Origin of the sequence: Mycobacterium sp. 663a-19 (assembly GCF_035616495.1) — a bacterium.
In the GTDB taxonomy this organism is placed as follows: Bacteria; Actinomycetota; Actinomycetes; order Mycobacteriales; family Mycobacteriaceae; genus Mycobacterium.
Genome location: NZ_JAPJAV010000019.1, coordinates 1 through 17902, shown reverse-complemented (window position 1 = coordinate 17902; position 17902 = coordinate 1). Strand labels below are relative to the sequence as shown.

Genomic DNA, 17902 nt, shown 5'->3' with positions numbered 1-17902 from the left:
GCGCCAGCTTAAGAGCCGCGGGTGCTGATCCACTCCGTGGTGAATCGCTGTTCGGCGACCACCAGGTCGGCCAGCCGGGTGCCGACGAAGTTCTCCAGCTTGCCCCCGATCAGCGGGACCCGCACGTGGACGGTGATCCGGCACTCCAGGCGGGAGCCCACCGACGGGCCCGTCGGGGCCAACTCGGCGGTGCCCGACACGTTCGCCGGGGCGTCCACGATGGATCCCGCGACGGTTGCCAGCGCGACGCCACCGGACACCGGGCCCCAGGTCTCCTCGCGCCTGATGCACAGATCGCCGCGGTGTAGCTGGGTGACCAGGGCCGGCAGCTTGTCGCTGCGGATCACCTGCAGGGTGACCACGTCGATGGTGTCGTCGGTTCCGGACTCGCCGCCGAGCCGCAGCGACTCGAGCCTCGCCTCGTCGACGCCGGAGGCCGCCAGCCGCGCCAGCCAGTAGTCCTCCTCGCGGTAAGCCCGCAGTACCGCTTCGACGTCCCGTTCATAGTCAGCCGATATGTCGAATGAACGCGGCATAGCAGGCCAGGCTACCGTTACGGGCCATGAAACGGAGCTTATGAAACGGGGGGTCGGTTCGCTCTTCGCCGGTGCGCACGTCGCCGAGGAGGTGCCGCTGGCGCCGCTGACCACGCTGCGGGTCGGGCCCGTGGCGCGCCGGCTGATCACCTGCTCCAGCACGGAACAGGTGATCGCCGTTGTGCGGCAACTGGATTCGGAATCCGCCGACGGGAACGGTGGCCCGCCCCTGGTGTTCGCCGGCGGCTCCAACCTGGTGATCGACGACGGCCTGACCGGGCTCACCGCGGTGCGACTTGCCAACGGCCGCATCAGCATCGACGGCAACATGGTGCGCGCGGAGGCCGGTGCGGTGTGGGACGACGTGGTGCTCGCGGCCATCGAGCGCGGCCTGGGCGGGCTGGAATGCCTGTCCGGCATCCCCGGCTCGGCCGGCGCTACGCCGGTGCAGAACGTCGGGGCCTACGGCGCCGAGGTGTCCGACACCATCACCCGCGTCCGGCTGCTGGACCGGCGCAGCGGCGCGGTGCGCTGGGTGCCGGGCGGCGAGCTCGGCTTCGGTTACCGCACCAGCGTGTTCAAGCGGGCCGACGGCCTCGAAATCCCTTGCGTGGTACTGGAAGTCGAGTTCGCGTTGGACGCGTCGGGGCGCAGCGCGCCGCTGCGCTACGGCGAGCTGACGGCCGCGCTGAACGCCGGCAGCGGCGAGCGCGCGGACCCGCGGGACGTGCGCGAGGCGGTGCTGGCGCTGCGCGCCCGCAAGGGCATGGTGCTCGACGCGGCCGACCACGACACCTGGAGCGTGGGTTCGTTCTTCACCAACCCCGTCGTCGCGCCCGAGGTCTACGAGCGGTTGGCGCGGCACTTTGGCGAGTCGATTCCGCACTGGCCGGCCCCGAATGGGGTCAAGCTGGCCGCCGGCTGGCTGGTGGAGCACGCCGGCTTCGGCAAGGGCTATCCGGACGACGAGCGGGCCCCGTGCCGGCTGTCCACCAAGCATGCGCTTGCTTTGACGAACCGCGGCGCCGCCCGCGCCGAGGACGTCATCGCCCTGGCCCGCACCATCCGTGACGGAGTCCGCGACGTGTTTGGCATCACACTGCAACCCGAACCCGTCCTGCTGGGGTGCAGGCTGTAGCGGTCGAATACGGGTGAGGCCACCCCGTCGGCGACTTGTGGTGGCGGGGCGAATGCCGTTCGGCCGGTATCTTTACTTGTCGTGAGCACATCCGGTTCCCCTCCGCCGATCAACCGGCGCTTGGCCTTGGCGGCCTTGGGGCTTGGTGTGTTCGCGCCCAACGTCCTGGCCGCGTGCGGGGGCACCGTGGCCAAGCAGGGCCAGAAGAAAGAGGCCGCGGCGCCGCACCTGAAATTCGAGCCGGCCGACGCCGCCTCGGACGTGGTTCCGACCGCGCCGGTGAGCGTTCACGTGGGCGACGGCTGGTTCCAGAAGGTGGCGCTGACGAACTCGTCGGGCAAGGCCGTCGCCGGAGCCTTCAACCCCGACCGCACCGTCTACACGGTCACCGAGCCGCTGGGCTACGACGCCACCTACACGTGGAGCGGTTCGGTCGTCGGCCACGACGGCAAGACCGTTCCGGTGTCGGGCAAGTTCACCACGGTGGCCCCCACCAAGAAGATCGGTGGCTCGTTCCAGCTGGCCGACGGCCAGACCGTCGGGGTGGCGGCGCCGATCATCATCCAGTTCGACGCGCTGATCGCCGACAAGGCCTCCGTCGAGAAGGCCCTCACCGTCACCACCAACCCGCCCGTGGAGGGCAGCTGGGCCTGGCTGCCCGACGAGGCGCAGGGCGCGCGCGTGCACTGGCGCCCCCGCGAGTACTACCCGGCGGGCACAACGGTCAACGTCGACGCCAGGCTCTACGGGCGGCCGTTCGGCGAGGGCGCCTACGGCGCCGACGACATCTCGCTGCACTTTCAGATCGGCCGGCGCCAGGTGGTCAAGGCCGAGGTCTCGTCGCACCGCATCCAGGTGATCCGGGACGAGGGCGTGATCATGGACTTCCCATGCAGCTACGGCGAGGCCGACAAGGCCCGCAACGTCACCCGCAACGGCATCCACGTGGTCACCGAGAAGTACGCCGACTTCTACATGTCCAACCCGGCGGCCGGCTACAGCCACGTGCACGAACGCTGGGCGGTGCGGATCTCGAACAACGGCGAGTTCATCCACGCCAACCCGGCCAGCTCCGGCGCCCAGGGCAACACCAACGTCACCAACGGCTGTATCAACCTGTCCACCGCCGACGCCGAGCAGTACTACGGCAGCGCGATCTACGGCGACCCCGTCGAGGTGACCGGGAGCTCGATCCAGCTGTCCTACTCCGACGGCGACATCTGGGACTGGGCGGTGGACTGGGACACCTGGGTGGCGATGTCGGCGCTGCCGCCACCCAACGCGCACCCGCCGGCGACGCAGATCCCGGTCACCGCGCCGGTGACGCCGACGGACGCGCCCACCCTGTCGGGGACCCCGACCACCACGACGACCACGACGACGTCTAGACCCGGCGGTTGAACCGCGACGCGCTGGCCTGGTCGCGCGGCCGGATGATGATCTGGTCGAGGTTGACGTGCGACGGCCGGGAGGCCACGAACCCGATCACCTCGGCGACGTCGGCGGCCGACAACGGCGTGATGCCGGAGTAGACGGCGTCCGCGCGCCGCTCGTCGCCGTCAAACCGGACCAGCGAGAACTCGGTTTCGACCGCGCCCGGCGCGATCTCGGTGAGCCGCACCGGCTTGCCCAGCAGCTCGCCGCGCAGCGTCCGGTGCAGCGCGCCCTGGGCGTGCTTGGCCGCGGTGTAGCCGGCTCCGCCGTCGTAGGTCTCCATCGCCGCGATCGAGGTGACGGTGACGATCAGGCCGTCGCCGGACTCGATCAGCTTGGGCAGCAGCGCGCGGGTGACCCGCAGGGTGCCCATCACGTTGGTCTCCCACATCCACCGCCAGTGCTCCAGGTCGGCGTCGGCGACGGGCTCGAGTCCCCGGGCGCCGCCGGCGTTGTTGACGAGCACGTCGACCCGGCCCAGGCCGCGCGCCAGCGCCGCGACGGCCGCGTCGTCTGTGACGTCGGCCACAACGGGCGTGCCGCCGACCTTGTTTGCCAGGGCGTTGATCCGGTCGGCCCGGCGCGCCACCGGCACCACGTGAAAGCCAAGGGCCGCAAGGGTTATCGCGGTCGCCTCGCCGATCCCGGAGCTCGCACCGGTGACGACCGCGACCCGCTCGTTAGCTGAATCCACCGAGACAACTCTAGTAACCGTGATAAATTTTCCGTGTGCAGTACAGCGCCTTGGTCGACACCACCGCCGCGTGTCTCTACGCGGCGGGTGCGTGTTGTTGCCGCGCACTTCGCCGCGCCTGACTTCCGGGTGTGGCCGAAGACCGGCCATCGGTAATCAAACAAAGGACGCTCGTGCGCTCGACCAGTCTCACCCACCATTCCCCCGGCCGCCAGGGTCGCCCGCGGTCGCACCGCCAGATCATGCCGCCGGCCCTGCACATCTCCGACTCGGCGGCCGCGTCCGTGTTCCGCGCGGTGCGGCTGCGCGGTCCGGTCGGGCGTGACGTCATCGCCGGGGTCACGTCCCTGAGCATTGCGACGGTCAACCGGCAGGTGATCGCGCTGCTCGAGGCCGGCCTGCTGCGGGAGCGCGCCGACCTGGCGGTGTCCGGTGCCATCGGGCGCCCGCGGGTGCCCGTCGAGGTCAACCACGAGCCGTTCGTCACGCTGGGCATCCACATCGGCGCGCGAACCACCAGCATCGTGGCCACCGACCTGTTCGGCCGCACGCTGGACACCGTCGAGACCCCGACCCCGCTGAGCCCCGCCGGGGCCGCGCTGGCGTCGCTGGCCGACAGCGCGTCCCGCTATCTGAGGCGCTGGCACCGGCGCCGCCTGCTGTGGGTGGGCGTGGCGATCGGCGGCACCGTCGACGGCGCCACCGGCCACGTCGACCACCCGAGGCTGGGCTGGCGGCAGGCGCCGGTCGGATCGGTGCTGGCCGACGCGCTGGGCCTGCCGGTCTCGGTGGCCTCCCACGTCGACGCCATGGCCGGCGCCGAGCTGCTGCTCGGCATGCGGCGCTTCGCGCCGAGCTCGCCCACCAGCCTCTACGTCTACGCCCGCGAGACCGTGGGCTATGCGCTGGTGATCGGCGGGCGCGTGCACTGCCCGGCCAGCGGCCCCGGCACCATCGCCGGCCTGCCCGCGCACTCGGAGCTGCTCGGCGGCACCGGGCAGCTGGAATCCACCGTCAGCGACGAGGCGGTGCTGGCCGCCGCGCGCCGGCTGCGGATCCTGCCGGCGGCCCCGCCGGGCCGCGCCGCCGGCTCCGCCACCGCCATGACCGACCTGCTGCGCGTCGCCCGGGCCGGAAACGAGCAGGCCAAGGAGCTGCTGGCGGAACGCGCCAGGGTGCTCGGCGAGGCCGTCGCGCTGCTGCGCGACGTGCTCAATCCCGACGAGCTGGTGGTCGGCGGCCAGGGGTTCACCGAGTATCCCGAGGCGATGGGCCAGGTGGAGGAGGCGTTCGCCGCGCGTTCGGTGCTGCCGCCGCGCGACATCCGCGTGACCGCGTTCGGCAACCGGGTCCAGGAGGCCGGGGCCGGCATCGTGTCGCTGGGCGGGCTGTACGCCGATCCGCTGGGCGCGATGCGGCGGGCCGGCGCGCTGGTAGCGCGGGTGCCCGACGCCGACCCGGACGAGTCCTCGGCCTGAGCCCAGGTCTGTGCCGCCCCGTGCTGTAAACATGAGAGGGTGCGGCACGACGACGTCTTCCGGCTGAACGACCCGCGCCGCATCGCGGTGCTGGCGGTGCACACCTCACCCCTGGCCCAGCCCGGAACCGGCGACGCCGGCGGCATGAACGTCTACGTCCTGCAGACCGCGCTGCACCTGGCCCGGCGGGGCATCGAGGTGGAGATCTTCACCCGGGCCACCGCGTCCGCCGATCCGCCGGTCGAGCGGGTGGCACCCGGCGTGCTGGTGCGCAACGTGGTGGCCGGTCCGTTCGAGGGCCTGGACAAATACGATCTGCCTACCCAGTTGTGCGCGTTCGCGGCCGGGGTGTTGCGCGCCGAGGCGTCCCACGACCCGGGCCACTACGACATCGTGCACTCGCACTACTGGCTGTCCGGTCAGGTCGGCTGGCTGGCCCGCGACCGCTGGTCGGTGCCGCTGGTGCACACCGCGCACACGCTGGCCGCGGTGAAGAACGCCGCACTGGCCGACGGGGACGCGCCCGAGCCGCCGCTGCGCACGGTGGGCGAGCAGCAGGTGGTCGACGAGGCGGACCGGCTGATCGTCAACACCGATGATGAAGCGAGACAACTGATTTCGATTCACCGCGCCGATCCGGCGAGCATCGACGTCGTGCATCCGGGGGTGGACCTCGACGTGTTCCGCCCGGGTGGTCGCCGGGCGGCCCGGGCCGCGCTGGGGCTGCCGCCCGACGAGGACATCGTGGCGTTCGTCGGGCGGATCCAGCCGCTGAAGGCGCCCGACATCGTGTTGCGCGCCGCGGCGAAGCTGCCGGGTGTGCGCATCGTGGTGGCCGGCGGGCCGTCGGGCAGCGGCCTGGCCGCCCCGGACGGGCTGGTCCGGCTCGCCGACGAACTGGGCATCACCGAGCGGGTGACGTTCCTGCCGCCGCAGTCCCGGGCGAACCTGGCCACCCTGTTCCGGGCCGCCGATCTGGTTGCGGTGCCGAGCTATTCGGAGTCGTTCGGTCTGGTCGCCGTCGAGGCGCAGGCCTGCGGGACGCCGGTGGTGGCGGCCGCCGTCGGCGGGCTGCCGGTGGCGGTGCGCGACGGGATCACCGGCACCCTGGTGGCCGGGCACGACGTCGACCGGTGGGCGGCGGCCATCGACGGCCTGCTGCGCCTGCGCGGCGAGCCGGCCGGCGCCGCGATGAGCCGGGCGGCGGCGGCCCACGCCGCGACGTTCTCCTGGGACAACACCACCGACGCGCTGCTGGCCAGCTACCGGCGCGCGATCGGCGATTTCGCCGCGGAACGCCAGCGCCGGGTCGGGGTGAGGGTGGACCGGGCGGCGGCGCGCAAGCCCCGTCGCTGGGCGTCGCGGCGCGGGGTGGGCGCATGAATTCCCGCGCCGGCGACGATGCAGAGCGCAGCGATGAGGAGGAGCGGCGCACGACGTCGGTGCAGGCGGTCATCGAGCGCGCGCTGCGAGCCAGCCACCTGACCTACTCGGAATTCCCTGGGGCGCATGGCGGATTGCCGGGACTGGTGGTCGAACTGCCCGGCGAGCGCAAGCTGAAGACCAACACCATCCTGAGCATCGGTGAGCATTCGGTGCGCGTCGAGGCGTTCGTGTGCCGCAAGCCCGACGAGAACCACGAGGGCGTCTACCGCTTCCTGCTCAGGCGCAACCGCCGGCTCTACGGGGTCGCCTACACGCTCGACAACGTCGGCGACATCTACCTGGTGGGCCGGATGTCGCTGGCGTCGGTCGACGCCGACGAGATCGACCGGGTGCTCGGCCAGGTGCTCGAGGCGGTGGATTCGGACTTCAACACGTTGCTGGAGTTGGGTTTTCGCTCGTCGATCCAGAAGGAGTGGGAGTGGCGGGTGTCTCGCGGCGAGTCGCTGAAGAACCTGCAGGCGTTCGCCCATCTCATCGACGACGAGGACGATTCGGACGCGTGAGAGACTTGCCGGCATGGGTGACACTGCCACGCTGGTACTGCTGCGCCACGGCGAGAGCGACTGGAACGCCCTCAACCTGTTCACCGGCTGGGTCGACGTCGGCCTGACCGACAAGGGCCGGGCCGAGGCGGTTCGCAGTGGCGAGTTGCTGGCCGAACAGGATCTGCTTCCCGACGTGTTGTACACGTCGCTGCTGCGGCGCGCGATCATCACCGCGGACCTGGCCCTGGACCGCGCCGACCGGCTGTGGATCCCCGTGCGGCGCAGCTGGCGGCTCAACGAGCGCCACTACGGGGCGCTGCAGGGTTTGGACAAGGCCGAGACCCAGGCCCGCTACGGCGAGGAGCAGTTCATGGCCTGGCGGCGCAGCTACGACACGCCGCCCCCGCCGATCGAGCGCGGCAGCGAGTTCAGCCAGGACGCCGACCCGCGGTACGCCGACATCGGCGGCGGCCCGCTGACCGAATGCCTGAAGGACGTGGTGGCGCGCTTCCTGCCGTACTTCACCGACGTCGTCGTCCCCGATCTGCGGTCGGGCAAGACGGTGCTGATCGTGGCGCACGGCAACTCGCTGCGGGCGCTGGTCAAGCACCTGGACCGGATGTCCGACGAGGAGATCGTCGGCCTGAACATCCCGACCGGCGTCCCGCTGCGCTACGACCTGGACGACCGGCTGCGGCCGGTGTTGCCGGGCGGCACCTACCTGGACCCCGAGGCGGCCGCGGCCGGCGCCGCCGCGGTGGCCAGCCAGGGCCGGGGCTGACGTGCCTCGGTGTTTTCGCGTGTATTGGGGCCCCGTTTGCCAAACATCGCGTAAACGGCAGCCGAACACCTGTAGCGCAGGATGTGACTTGTCCGATTTTGGCCTCGCTGCGCTAGGGCAGTGTTCAGGAAGATTTGTAGGATTTTCTATGTGACTGTGTTCTCGGCGCTGTTGCTGGCCGGGGTTTTGTCCGTGCTGGCGGTCGCCGCAGGCGTTGCGATCGGGACCCGGCTGTCGCCGCGGGTGGTCCAACGCCGGCAACGCGTCTCCAGCGAGTGGACCGGGATCACCGTCGCGCAGATGCTGCAGCGCATCGCGGCGCTGATGCCGGTGGGCGTCGCGGTGGTGGATTCCCATCGCGACGTGGTCTACCTCAACGATCGAGCCAGGGAGTTGGGCCTGGTGCGCGACCGGCAGCTCGACGACCAGGCCTGGCAGGCCGCGCAGCAGGCGCTGACCGGCGTCGACGTCGAGTTCGACCTGCACCCGGCCAAGCGCGCGGGGGGCCGGTCGGGGTTGTCGGTGCACGGGCAGGCCCGGCTGCTCAGCGAGGAGGACCGCCGGTTCGCGGTGGTGTTCGCCCACGACCAGTCCGACTACGCCCGCATGGAGGCCACGCGGCGCGACTTCGTCGCCAACGTCAGCCACGAGCTCAAGACCCCGGTCGGCGCCATGGCCCTGCTCGCCGAGGCGCTGCTGGCGTCGGCGGACGACTCCGAGACCGTGCGCCGGTTCGCCGAGAAGGTGCTCGTCGAGGCCAACCGGCTGGGCGACATGGTCGGCGAGCTGATCGAGCTGTCCCGGCTGCAGGGCGCCGAGCGGTTGCCCAACGTCACCGACGTCGACGTGGATACCGTTGTCTCCGAAGCGATTTCACGCCACAAGGTGGCCGCCGACACCGCGAACATCCAGATCCGCACCGACGCGCCCAGCGGGTTGCGGGTGCTTGGCGACGAAACGCTGTTGGTGACCGCGCTGGCCAACCTGGTCTCCAATGCGATCGCCTATTCGCCGCCGGGCACGCCGGTGTCGATCAGCCGTCGTCGCCGCGGGGACAACGTCGAGATCGCCGTCACCGACCGGGGCATCGGGATCGCGCTCGAGGACCAGGAACGGGTCTTCGAGCGTTTCTTCCGGGGCGACAAGGCGCGTTCGCGGGCCACCGGCGGCAGTGGGCTGGGGCTGGCCATCGTCAAGCACGTCGCGGCCAACCACAACGGCACCATCGGCGTGTGGAGCAAACCGGGAACCGGATCGACGTTCACCCTGTCCATCCCGGCCTCCCCGGACAACGACGGACAACCCGAGCAACCCCGGGGCCGCGAGGTGCGGCCCCACTCGGCCCAACGAGAGGAAGAGCTGAGCAGATGACCCGCGCTTACGACGTTGCAGAGCGCAGCGATGAGGAGGAGTGGCGCGCATGACCAGTGTGCTGATCATCGAGGACGAGGAATCGCTGGCCGACCCGCTGGCATTCCTCCTGCGCAAAGAGGGCTTCGAGGCCACGGTGGTGACTGATGGGCAAGCGGCGCTCGCCGAGTTCGACCGGGCCGGCGCCGACATCGTGCTGCTCGATTTGATGCTGCCGGGGATGTCCGGCACCGACGTCTGCAAGCAGTTGCGCGCCCGATCCAGCGTGCCCGTGATCATGGTGACCGCCCGCGACAGCGAGATCGACAAGGTCGTCGGTCTGGAACTGGGCGCGGACGACTATGTGACCAAGCCGTATTCCGCCCGCGAGTTGATCGCGCGGATCCGGGCCGTGTTGCGCCGCGGTGGCGACGACGACTCCGAGATCAGCGACGGCGTGCTGGAGTCCGGGCCGGTCCGCATGGACGTCGAACGCCACGTCGTGTCGGTCAACGGGGACACGATCACGTTGCCGCTCAAGGAATTCGACTTGCTGGAATACCTGATGCGCAACAGCGGCCGCGTGCTCACGCGCGGGCAGCTGATCGATCGGGTGTGGGGCGCGGACTACGTCGGTGACACCAAGACGCTCGACGTCCACGTCAAGCGGCTGCGGTCCAAGATCGAGGCCGACCCGGCCAATCCGGTGCACCTGGTGACCGTGCGGGGGCTGGGTTACAAGCTCGAGGGCTGAGCGCTAGCTGATCAATTCGTCGTAATGGTCACGCCCGTCTGCCCGACCAGTCGGTAATGCAGACGGCGCAGGACGGTGTCGTCGACGCTGATGGTGAAGACGTATGTGCCCAGCTTCTCCAACCGCAGCACGGGAATGTTGATAGCGAAAGCGACGGATTGGGTCTCGCCGGGCTCGAGGTGGCGCGGTCGGCCGACGTTGAATCGGAATTGGGTGCGGAACGGTTCGTGTTCGTCCGATCCCGTCTCGACCTCGACCGGGTGCCCGTCTGCGTCCTCCAGTCGTACGTCGACCGCGTGCTCCTGGTTGGTCGCCGTCCACGGCACCTCGATGATGATCCCGAGACCCACCGAGACCGTATAGGGTTCCGAGCGCCCGGCAGGGATGATGGCCCGGTCTATGCCGCCACCGGCGACGTACAGCAAGTTGTTCTGCGCCTCGGCATGGTTACACAGAATTGCCGTTAATTCCATGGGTTGCTCCCGTTACGACGGCTGCTAGCAGGGCGGTCACACCATATCCGATGCGGCGCGACGGCCGCCATAAGGCGCGCTGGCTCGTCAATAAATGCCCGCGGCGCGGCGCGTGAGGCTGGAGGTCTGCGGTCAGGCCGAAACATGTTGCGCGCCAATGCAAGCCACCATTGGTCGTCCGGACCGAAACAAGATGCGGCCCAAGGGCGTCGCTGACAGGCCGGGCCCAGCCTTGCCACACGGCAGACGGTTGCTGTTGCCAAGCCTGGTGCGCCGTGGCGCTTGAGGGGGCCGCTGGTCCTCGGGCGTTCTCGCCGCGCCTTCGACGATCCACCGATCACCCATCTGGCGGACGACGGCGGGGCAGTGATCCGCATCCGGCGGCCCTCCGCGACCTGCGGTGGTCAGTGGCCGCCGCAGGGCTGGTCCCGGACCCATCGCGGGTCGGAATGAGTCCCAAAGAAATGGCCAAAACCCTGCATGCCTGCAGTAACATAACTTGTTCAACACTGGTCCAATGGTTTGGTTTATGCGGAATTAACATGACCGTCAGTTTCAAACAGGCCGCGCGGCGCTGACCTGGGCACCGGAAAGCCATGGAATTCGCGTCGCTGCCCCCGGAGGTCAACTCCGGGCGCATGTATAGCGGCCCCGGGGCGGGGCCGCTATTGGCGGCGGCGGCGGGTTGGGACGCGCTGGCCGCCGCGCTGGAGTCCGCCGCCAGCGGCTATTCCGCGGTAATTGCGGGGCTGATCAGCCAGGGGTGGTCGGGCCCGACGTCGCTGCTAATGGCGGCGGCGGTGGCCCCCTATGCGGAGTGGCTGGCTGCCACGGGCGCCCAGGCCGCGCAATCGGCTGCCCAGGCCTACGCGGCGGCGGCGGCCTACGAGGCGGCGTTTGCGATGACGGTGCCGCCGCCGGTGATCGCGGAAAACCGGGCGCGGCTGGCGGCGTTGGTGGCGACCAATATTTTGGGACAGAACACCCCGGCGATCATGGCCACCGAAGCCCAGTACATGGAGATGTGGGCCCAAGACGCCGCCGCGATGTATGCCTATGAGGCTGCGTCGGCGGTCGCGAGCGTCCTGTCCCCATTCAGCGAGCCGCCGCAGACCACGAACCCGGCCGGGCAGGCCGCCCAGGCCGGCGCGGTGGCCCGGGCCGCCGGCGACGCCACCAGCACCCGCACCCAATCCCTGACGCAGCTCGGCTCGCCCACGCAGCTCGGCTCGCCCGGCGTCACCCAACAGCTGACCTCGGCCGCGGAGACGGAGCAACTGACCTCGACCGCCGGCACCCAGCAGCTCGGCTCGACCGCCGAGGCGCAGCAGCTCGGCTCGACCGCCGCCACCCAGCAGCTCGGCTCGACCGCGGTGCCGCAGCAGCTCGGCTCGACCGCGGTGCCGCAGCAGCTGATCTCGCCTACGGTGTCTCAGCAGCTCGGCTCGCCCGCGGTGTCTCAGCAGCTGACGACGCCCGCGGTGTCCCAGCAGCTGACCTCGCCCGCCGTCTCTCAGCAGCTCAGCACGCCCGCCGCGTCCCCTCAGCCGACCTCGACCGCCGCCTACCAGCTGGCCTCGCCCGCAGCCTCCAACCAGCCGGCCGCGACGGCCACCACCCCGCAGTCGGCTGCGCCGGCGGCGTCCCAGCAGGTGGCCGCGACGGCCGCCACCCCGCAGTCGGCCGCCCCGGCGGCGTCCCAGCAGGCGGCGGCGACGGCCGCCACCCCGCAGTCGGCCGCCCCGGCGGCGTCTCAGCAGGCCGCCTCGACTGCAGCCTCCCAGCCGTTCTCGGTGACTCACGTAATCGTCAACGGCGCCGATTCGATAGACCTCCAAGGCACCATCGGCAGCGGCCAAACCGTCGAAATCACCACGGGCCAACAAGCCGTCACCTTGTCCGGCCAGACCCTCACCGTCGCGAACGGCGGCACCCTTCTCATCGACTCCGGCGGCACCTACACCAACAGCGGCGCCTTCGCCATCAACGCCGGCGGCGTGGTCACCAACAGCGGCGCCCTGACCGTGAGCTCGGGCGGCGTCTTGACCGACGGCGGCACCCTGACCGTGGGCTCGGGCGGCGTGCTCACCGATAGCGGCACCCTGACCGTGAGTTCCGGCGGCGTGCTCACCGATAGCGGCACCCTGACCGTGAGTTCCGGCGGCGTGCTCACCGATAGCGGCACCCTCACCGTGAGCTCCGGCGGCGTCCTCACCGACAACGGAGCCCTCACCGTGAGCTCCGGCGGCAGTCTGACGGACAGCGGCACCCTCACAGTGAGCTCCGGCCAGACCCTGACCGTCAACTCCGGCGGCGTGCTCACCGACAACGGCACCCTGACCGTGAGCTCCGGCGGCACCCTGACCGACAACGGCACCGTGACCGTCACCGGCGGCGGCACCCTGACTGACGTCGGCACCGTCAATGTCGGGGGCACCCTTACCGACACCGGCACCCTCAACGTCGGCACCAGCACCACCACGGGCACACTCACCGTCGACTCCGGCGGCACCCTCGACGCCACCGGCGGCACCGTCAACATCAACGTCACGAACAACAGCACGCTCACCGCCAGCGCCGGCGGAACCATCATCGGCGCTGACCCCACCGTCACCATCAACGGCGTCACCTACATCGACCCGTTGCTCCCCTCCGTCATCAACAGCGGCAACTCCGTCACCGTCGGGAACCTCCAGATCTATACGGTCCCAGTTGGCGGAACCACAATCCAAAGCGGCGGCTCAATCACCGTCCAATCCGGCGGCATACTCACCGTCGACAACGCCATCACCGTCCAATCCGGCGGGACCATCACCGTCCAATCCGGCGGCTCCATGACGGTCAACGCCGGCGTCACCCTGTCCGATAGCGGTGCCGTCACCGTCAACTCCGGGGGAACTGTCACCAACCTCGGCACCATCACCGTTGGCTCGGGAGGCCTCTTCACCGACAGCGGCACCCTCACCGTCAACACCGGCACGATCACCGTCAACAGCGGCGGGACGCTGACCGTCAGCGGCTCCACCGTCAATCTGACCATCAACGGGACTCTCACCAACAACGGCACCGTGACCCTCACCAGTGGCGGCAGCCTGACCGTGGGCAGCAATAACGTCACCAACACCGGCGGCGCCATCAACGTCGGCACGGCCACCGCCAACAGCGGCACGTTCACCATCAACGCCGGCCAAACCTTCACCGACACCGGCAGCGTCACCGTCAACGCCGGCGGCACCCTCAATGTCAGCGGCACCCTGAACGTCACCACCGGTACCCTCACGGACAGCGGCACGGTGACTATCAATTCCACCGGCGTCCTCACCGACAGCAGCACCACCAGCGGTGCGGTCACCATCAACTCCGGTGGCCTGCTCACCGAAAGCGGCACTCTCAACCTCAACACCACCACCGGTGCCGTCACCCTCGTCGACAATGGCACCCTCACCCTCAACCACGCCGTCACCCTGCCCTCCAGCGGCACCAGCACCGGCACCATCCAGGTTGGCTCCACCGGCACCCTCAACATCAACAGCGGCTTCACTCTGAGCGTCGCGAACCATGGCGCGGTCACCGTTAGCTCCGGTGGCAGCGTTTCCGACAGCGGCACCATCACCATCAGCACCGGCGGCACGCTCACGGACAGCGGCACGGTGACTATCAATTCCACCGGCGTCCTCACCGACAGCAGCACCACCAGCGGTGCGGTCACCATCAACTCCGGTGGCCTGCTCACCGAAAGCGGCACCCTCAACCTCAACACCAGCGGCGGTGCCGTCACCCTCGTCGACAATGGCACCCTCACCCTCAACCACGCCGTCACCCTGCCCTCCAGTGGCACCAGCACCGGCACCATCCAGGTGGGCTCCACCGGCACCCTCAACGTCAATAGCGGCTTCACTCTGAGCGTCGCGAATCATGGCGCCGTCACAGTGAGCTCCGGCGGCAGCGTTTCCGACAGCGGCACCATCACCATCAGCACCGGTGGCAGCCTTTCCGACAGCGGCACCGTCACCATCAACGCTGGCGGCACCCTCACCGATAGCAGCACCACCGCCGGTGCGGTGACCATCAACTCCGGGGGCTTGCTCACCGACAGCGGCACCCTGAACCTCAACACCGCCGGCGGTGCCGTCACCCTCGTCGACAACGGCACCCTGACCATCAACTCCAGCACTGCCGTGACCTTGCCCGCCAGCGGCACCAGCACCGGCACCATCCAGGTCGGCTCCACCGGCATTCTCAACGTCACCAGTGGCGACACGCTCGCCATCGCGAATCATGGCGCGGTCACCGTTAGCTCCGGGGGCAGCGTTTCCGACAGTGGCACCATCACCATCAGCACCGGTGGCACCCTGACCGACAGCGGCACCGTCACCATCAACGCCGGCGGCACTCTCACCGACAGCAGCACCACCAGCGGCGCCCTCACCATCAATGCCGGCGGCTTGCTCACCGACAGCGGCAACCTCACCATTAGCGCCGGCGCCAACCTCGTCGACAACGGCACCTTGACCGTCACTGGCGGCGGCAGCGTGTCTGACGGCGGCACCTTGACTGTGGGGACCGGCACCGCCGGCAGCGGCACTCTGAACATCAGCACGGGCGGCGCCGACACCGGCAACCTTGTCACCGTCACCGGCACGCTGACCGACAACGGCACGGTCACCATCAATACCGGTGGCACTCTGACCGACTCCGGCACCTTGACCATCGGCTCCGGGCTCACCCTCACCGATAACGGCACCCTGACCATCAGCTCTCCCCAGGCCGTCACCCTTACCGGCAGCACCATCACGGTCGGCTCCACCGGCAACCTCAATGTCAACGGCACCCTGACCGTCAGCACCGGCACCCTTTCCGACAGCGGCACCGTCACCATCAACGCTGGCGGCACCCTCACCGACAGCAGCACCACTGCCGGTGCGGTGACCATCAACTCCGGTGGCTTGCTCACCGACAGCGGCACCCTCAACCTCAACACCGCCGGCGGTGCTGTCACCCTCGTCGACAACGGCACCCTGACCATCAACTCCAGCACTGCCGTGACCTTGCCCGCCAGCGGCACCAGCACCGGCACCATCCAGGTCGGCTCCACCGGCATTCTCAACGTCACCAGTGGCGACACGCTCGCCATCGCGAATCATGGCGCGGTCACCGTTAGCTCCGGGGGCAGCGTTTCCGACAGTGGCACCATCACCATCAGCACCGGTGGCACCCTGACCGACAGCGGCACCGTCACCATCAACGCCGGCGGCACTCTCACCGACAGCAGCACCACCAGCGGCGCCCTCACCATCAATGCCGGCGGCTTGCTCACCGACAGCGGCAACCTCACCATTAGCGCCGGCGCCAACCTCGTCGACAACGGCACCTTGACCGTCACTGGCGGCGGCAGCGTGTCTGACGGCGGCACCTTGACTGTGGGGACCGGCACCGCCGGCAGCGGCACTCTGAACATCAGCACGGGCGGCGCCGACACCGGCAACCTTGTCACCGTCACCGGCACGCTGACCGACAACGGCACGGTCACCATCAATACCGGTGGCACTCTGACCGACTCCGGCACCTTGACCATCGGCTCCGGGCTCACCCTCACCGATAACGGCACCCTGACCATCAGCTCTCCCCAGGCCGTCACCCTTACCGGCAGCACCATCACGGTCGGCTCCACCGGCAACCTCAATGTCAATGGCACCCTGACCGTCAGCACCGGCACCCTTTCCGATAGCGGCACCGTCACCATCAACTCCGGCGGCACCCTCGCAGATAGCAGCACCACCAGTGGTGCGGTCACCATCAACTCCGGTGGTCTGCTCACCGATAGCGGCACCCTCACCCTCACCTCCGGCGCCACCCTCATCGACAACGGAACCCTCACCCTCAACAGCGGTGTGACCCTGACCGGCAGCACCATCAACGTCGGCTCCACCGGCGCTTTGAATGTCAACTCCGGGGTCACCTTGGCGGTGAACGCCGGGGGGACGTTGACCGATACGGGCACGGTGACGGTGTCGGGCACGTTGACCGATTCCGGCACCGTGACGGTGGGCACGGCGAGTGCCAATAGTGGGACGTTGACGGTGGGTAGCACGGGCCCGGGCAGTGGCACGGTGAATGTCAGCTCCGGGGTGACCCTGACGGTCAACGCCGGGGGCACGTTGACCGATACCGGCAGTGTGACGGTGTCGGGCACGTTGACGGATTCGGGCACCGTGACGCTGGGCACGGCCAGCGCGAACAGTGGGACGTTGACGGTGGGTAGCACCGGTCCCGGTAGCGGCAGCCTGGCGGTCAATGGTGGGCTGACCGTCAACGCCGGCGGCACGCTGACTGATACCGGCAGCGTGAGCGTATCGGGCACCTTGACCGATTCGGGCACGGTGACGGTGGGTACCGCGAGCGCCAATAGTGGCACGTTGACGGTGGGGAGCACCGGTCCGGGTAGTGGCACTTTGGCGGTCAATGGTGGTTTGACCGTCAATGCTGGTGGCACGTTGACTGATACCGGCACCGTGAGTGTGTCGGGCACGTTGACCGATTCGGGCACCGTGACGGTGGGGACCGCGAGTGCCAATAGCGGCACATTGACCGTGGGTAGCACCGGTCCGGGTAGCGGGACGGTGAATGTCAGCTCCGGGGTGACATTAACGGTGAACTCCGGGGGCACGTTGACCGACACCGGCACGGTGAGCGTCTCGGGCACGTTGACGGACTCGGGCACCGTGACGGTGGGGACCGCGACCGCCAATAGTGGCACGTTGACGGTGGGTAGCACGGGGCCCGGTAGCGGCGCCCTGGCGGTCAACGGTGGCCTGACGGTCAATGCCGGCGGGACGTTGACCGACACCGGCACGGTGAGCGTCTCAGGCACGTTGACGGACTCGGGCACCCTGACCGTGGGGACCGCGAGCGCCAATAGCGGCACGTTGACCGTGGGTAGCACCGGCCCGGGCAGCGGCACCCTGGCGGTCAATGGCGGCCTGACTGTCAACGCCGGCGGCACCCTGACCGACACCGGCACGGTCACGGTGTCGGGCACATTGACCGATTCGGGCACCGTGACGGTGGGGACCGCGACTGCCAATAGTGGCACGTTGACGGTGGGTAGCACCGGGCCGGGCAGTGGCACGCTGGCGGTCAATGGGGGTCTGACCGTCAACGCCGGCGGGACGCTGACCGATACCGGGACGGTGACTGTCTCGGGCACGTTGACCGATGGCGGCACTGTGACGGTGGGCACCGGCAGCGCGAATAGTGGGACGTTGACGGTGGGGAGCACCGGCCCGGGTAGCGGCACGTTGAATGTCGGCTCCGGGGTGACGTTGACGGTGAA

At 69.4% G+C, this 17902-nt stretch carries 12 protein-coding genes; 9 read left to right on the top strand and 3 right to left on the bottom strand.

The genetic code is table 11. The features are described from left to right. Positions 1-8: 8 nt before the first annotated feature. Positions 9-536, bottom strand: coding sequence for a DUF2505 domain-containing protein (locus tag OQ968_RS23750; RefSeq protein ID WP_324682000.1), 528 nt, complete (start codon positions 534-536; stop codon positions 9-11). Positions 537-576: 40 nt separating this feature from the next. On the opposite strand from OQ968_RS23750, the gene OQ968_RS23745 reads away from it, so the two are divergent. Both OQ968_RS23745 and OQ968_RS23740 read left to right on the top strand, forming a co-directional pair. Further along, positions 577-1674, top strand: coding sequence for a UDP-N-acetylmuramate dehydrogenase (locus OQ968_RS23745; RefSeq protein WP_324681999.1), 1098 nt, complete (start codon positions 577-579; stop codon positions 1672-1674). 81 nt (positions 1675-1755) lie between these two features. After that, positions 1756-3075, top strand: coding sequence for a L,D-transpeptidase (locus tag OQ968_RS23740; RefSeq protein WP_324681998.1), 1320 nt, complete (start codon positions 1756-1758; stop codon positions 3073-3075). On the opposite strand, the gene OQ968_RS23735 is transcribed toward OQ968_RS23740, so the two are convergent. Then, complete coding sequence (locus tag OQ968_RS23735) at positions 3059-3802, bottom strand: SDR family oxidoreductase (protein ID WP_324681997.1); 744 nt, start codon at positions 3800-3802, stop codon at positions 3059-3061. The two genes, OQ968_RS23740 and OQ968_RS23735, sit on opposite strands and share 17 nt — an antisense overlap. A gap of 242 nt (positions 3803-4044) precedes the next feature. On the opposite strand from OQ968_RS23735, the gene OQ968_RS23730 reads away from it, so the two are divergent. The 6 genes from OQ968_RS23730 (at position 4045) to regX (ending at position 10096) form a co-directional block, all read left to right on the top strand. Then, a complete protein-coding gene (locus OQ968_RS23730) occupies positions 4045-5280 on the top strand; it encodes an ROK family protein (RefSeq protein ID WP_324682058.1) in 1236 nt (411 codons plus the stop codon). Positions 5281-5319: 39 nt separating this feature from the next. Next, a complete protein-coding gene (gene mshA, locus OQ968_RS23725; RefSeq protein WP_324681995.1) occupies positions 5320-6663 on the top strand; it encodes a D-inositol-3-phosphate glycosyltransferase in 1344 nt (447 codons plus the stop codon). Next, a complete protein-coding gene (locus tag OQ968_RS23720) occupies positions 6660-7229 on the top strand; it encodes a YbjN domain-containing protein (protein WP_324681994.1) in 570 nt (189 codons plus the stop codon). The genes mshA and OQ968_RS23720 overlap by 4 nt, the downstream gene beginning before the upstream one ends. A 13-nt stretch (positions 7230-7242) precedes the next feature. Further along, on the top strand, positions 7243-7992 hold the full coding sequence (locus OQ968_RS23715) for a phosphoglyceromutase (protein ID WP_324681993.1): 750 nt from the start codon (positions 7243-7245) through the stop codon (positions 7990-7992). 150 nt (positions 7993-8142) lie between these two features. Then, positions 8143-9363, top strand: coding sequence for a sensor histidine kinase (locus OQ968_RS23710; RefSeq protein ID WP_324681991.1), 1221 nt, complete (start codon positions 8143-8145; stop codon positions 9361-9363). 49 nt (positions 9364-9412) lie between these two features. After that, the gene (gene regX / locus OQ968_RS23705; protein WP_324681990.1) at positions 9413-10096 is read left to right on the top strand and encodes a two-component sensory transduction protein RegX; all 684 of its coding nucleotides are present in this window, start codon (positions 9413-9415) and stop codon (positions 10094-10096) included. An 11-nt stretch (positions 10097-10107) separates the two neighbouring features. Here regX and OQ968_RS23700 read toward each other — a convergent pair whose 3' ends face one another. Beyond that, positions 10108-10569: a DUF6941 family protein gene (locus OQ968_RS23700; protein ID WP_324681988.1), complete on the bottom strand. Its 462-nt coding sequence runs from the start codon at positions 10567-10569 to the stop codon at positions 10108-10110. 596 nt (positions 10570-11165) lie between these two features. On the opposite strand from OQ968_RS23700, the gene OQ968_RS23695 reads away from it, so the two are divergent. Beyond that, positions 11166-17902: PPE family protein (locus OQ968_RS23695; protein ID WP_324681986.1), on the top strand; the 6737-nt coding region annotated here is incomplete at its 3' end.

What these genes read in the sequence shown, in the direction of transcription:
- OQ968_RS23750 (WP_324682000.1), bottom strand. Translation starts at nt 536, where the DNA reads ATGCCGCGTTCATTCGACATATCGGCTGACTATGAACGGGACGTCGAA.
- OQ968_RS23745 (WP_324681999.1), top strand. Translation starts at nt 577, where the DNA reads ATGAAACGGGGGGTCGGTTCGCTCTTCGCCGGTGCGCACGTCGCCGAG.
- OQ968_RS23730 (WP_324682058.1), top strand. Translation starts at nt 4,045, where the DNA reads ATGCCGCCGGCCCTGCACATCTCCGACTCGGCGGCCGCGTCCGTGTTC.
- OQ968_RS23720 (WP_324681994.1), top strand. Translation starts at nt 6,660, where the DNA reads ATGAATTCCCGCGCCGGCGACGATGCAGAGCGCAGCGATGAGGAGGAG.
- OQ968_RS23715 (WP_324681993.1), top strand. Translation starts at nt 7,243, where the DNA reads ATGGGTGACACTGCCACGCTGGTACTGCTGCGCCACGGCGAGAGCGAC.
- regX (WP_324681990.1), top strand. Translation starts at nt 9,413, where the DNA reads ATGACCAGTGTGCTGATCATCGAGGACGAGGAATCGCTGGCCGACCCG.
- OQ968_RS23700 (WP_324681988.1), bottom strand. Translation starts at nt 10,569, where the DNA reads ATGGAATTAACGGCAATTCTGTGTAACCATGCCGAGGCGCAGAACAAC.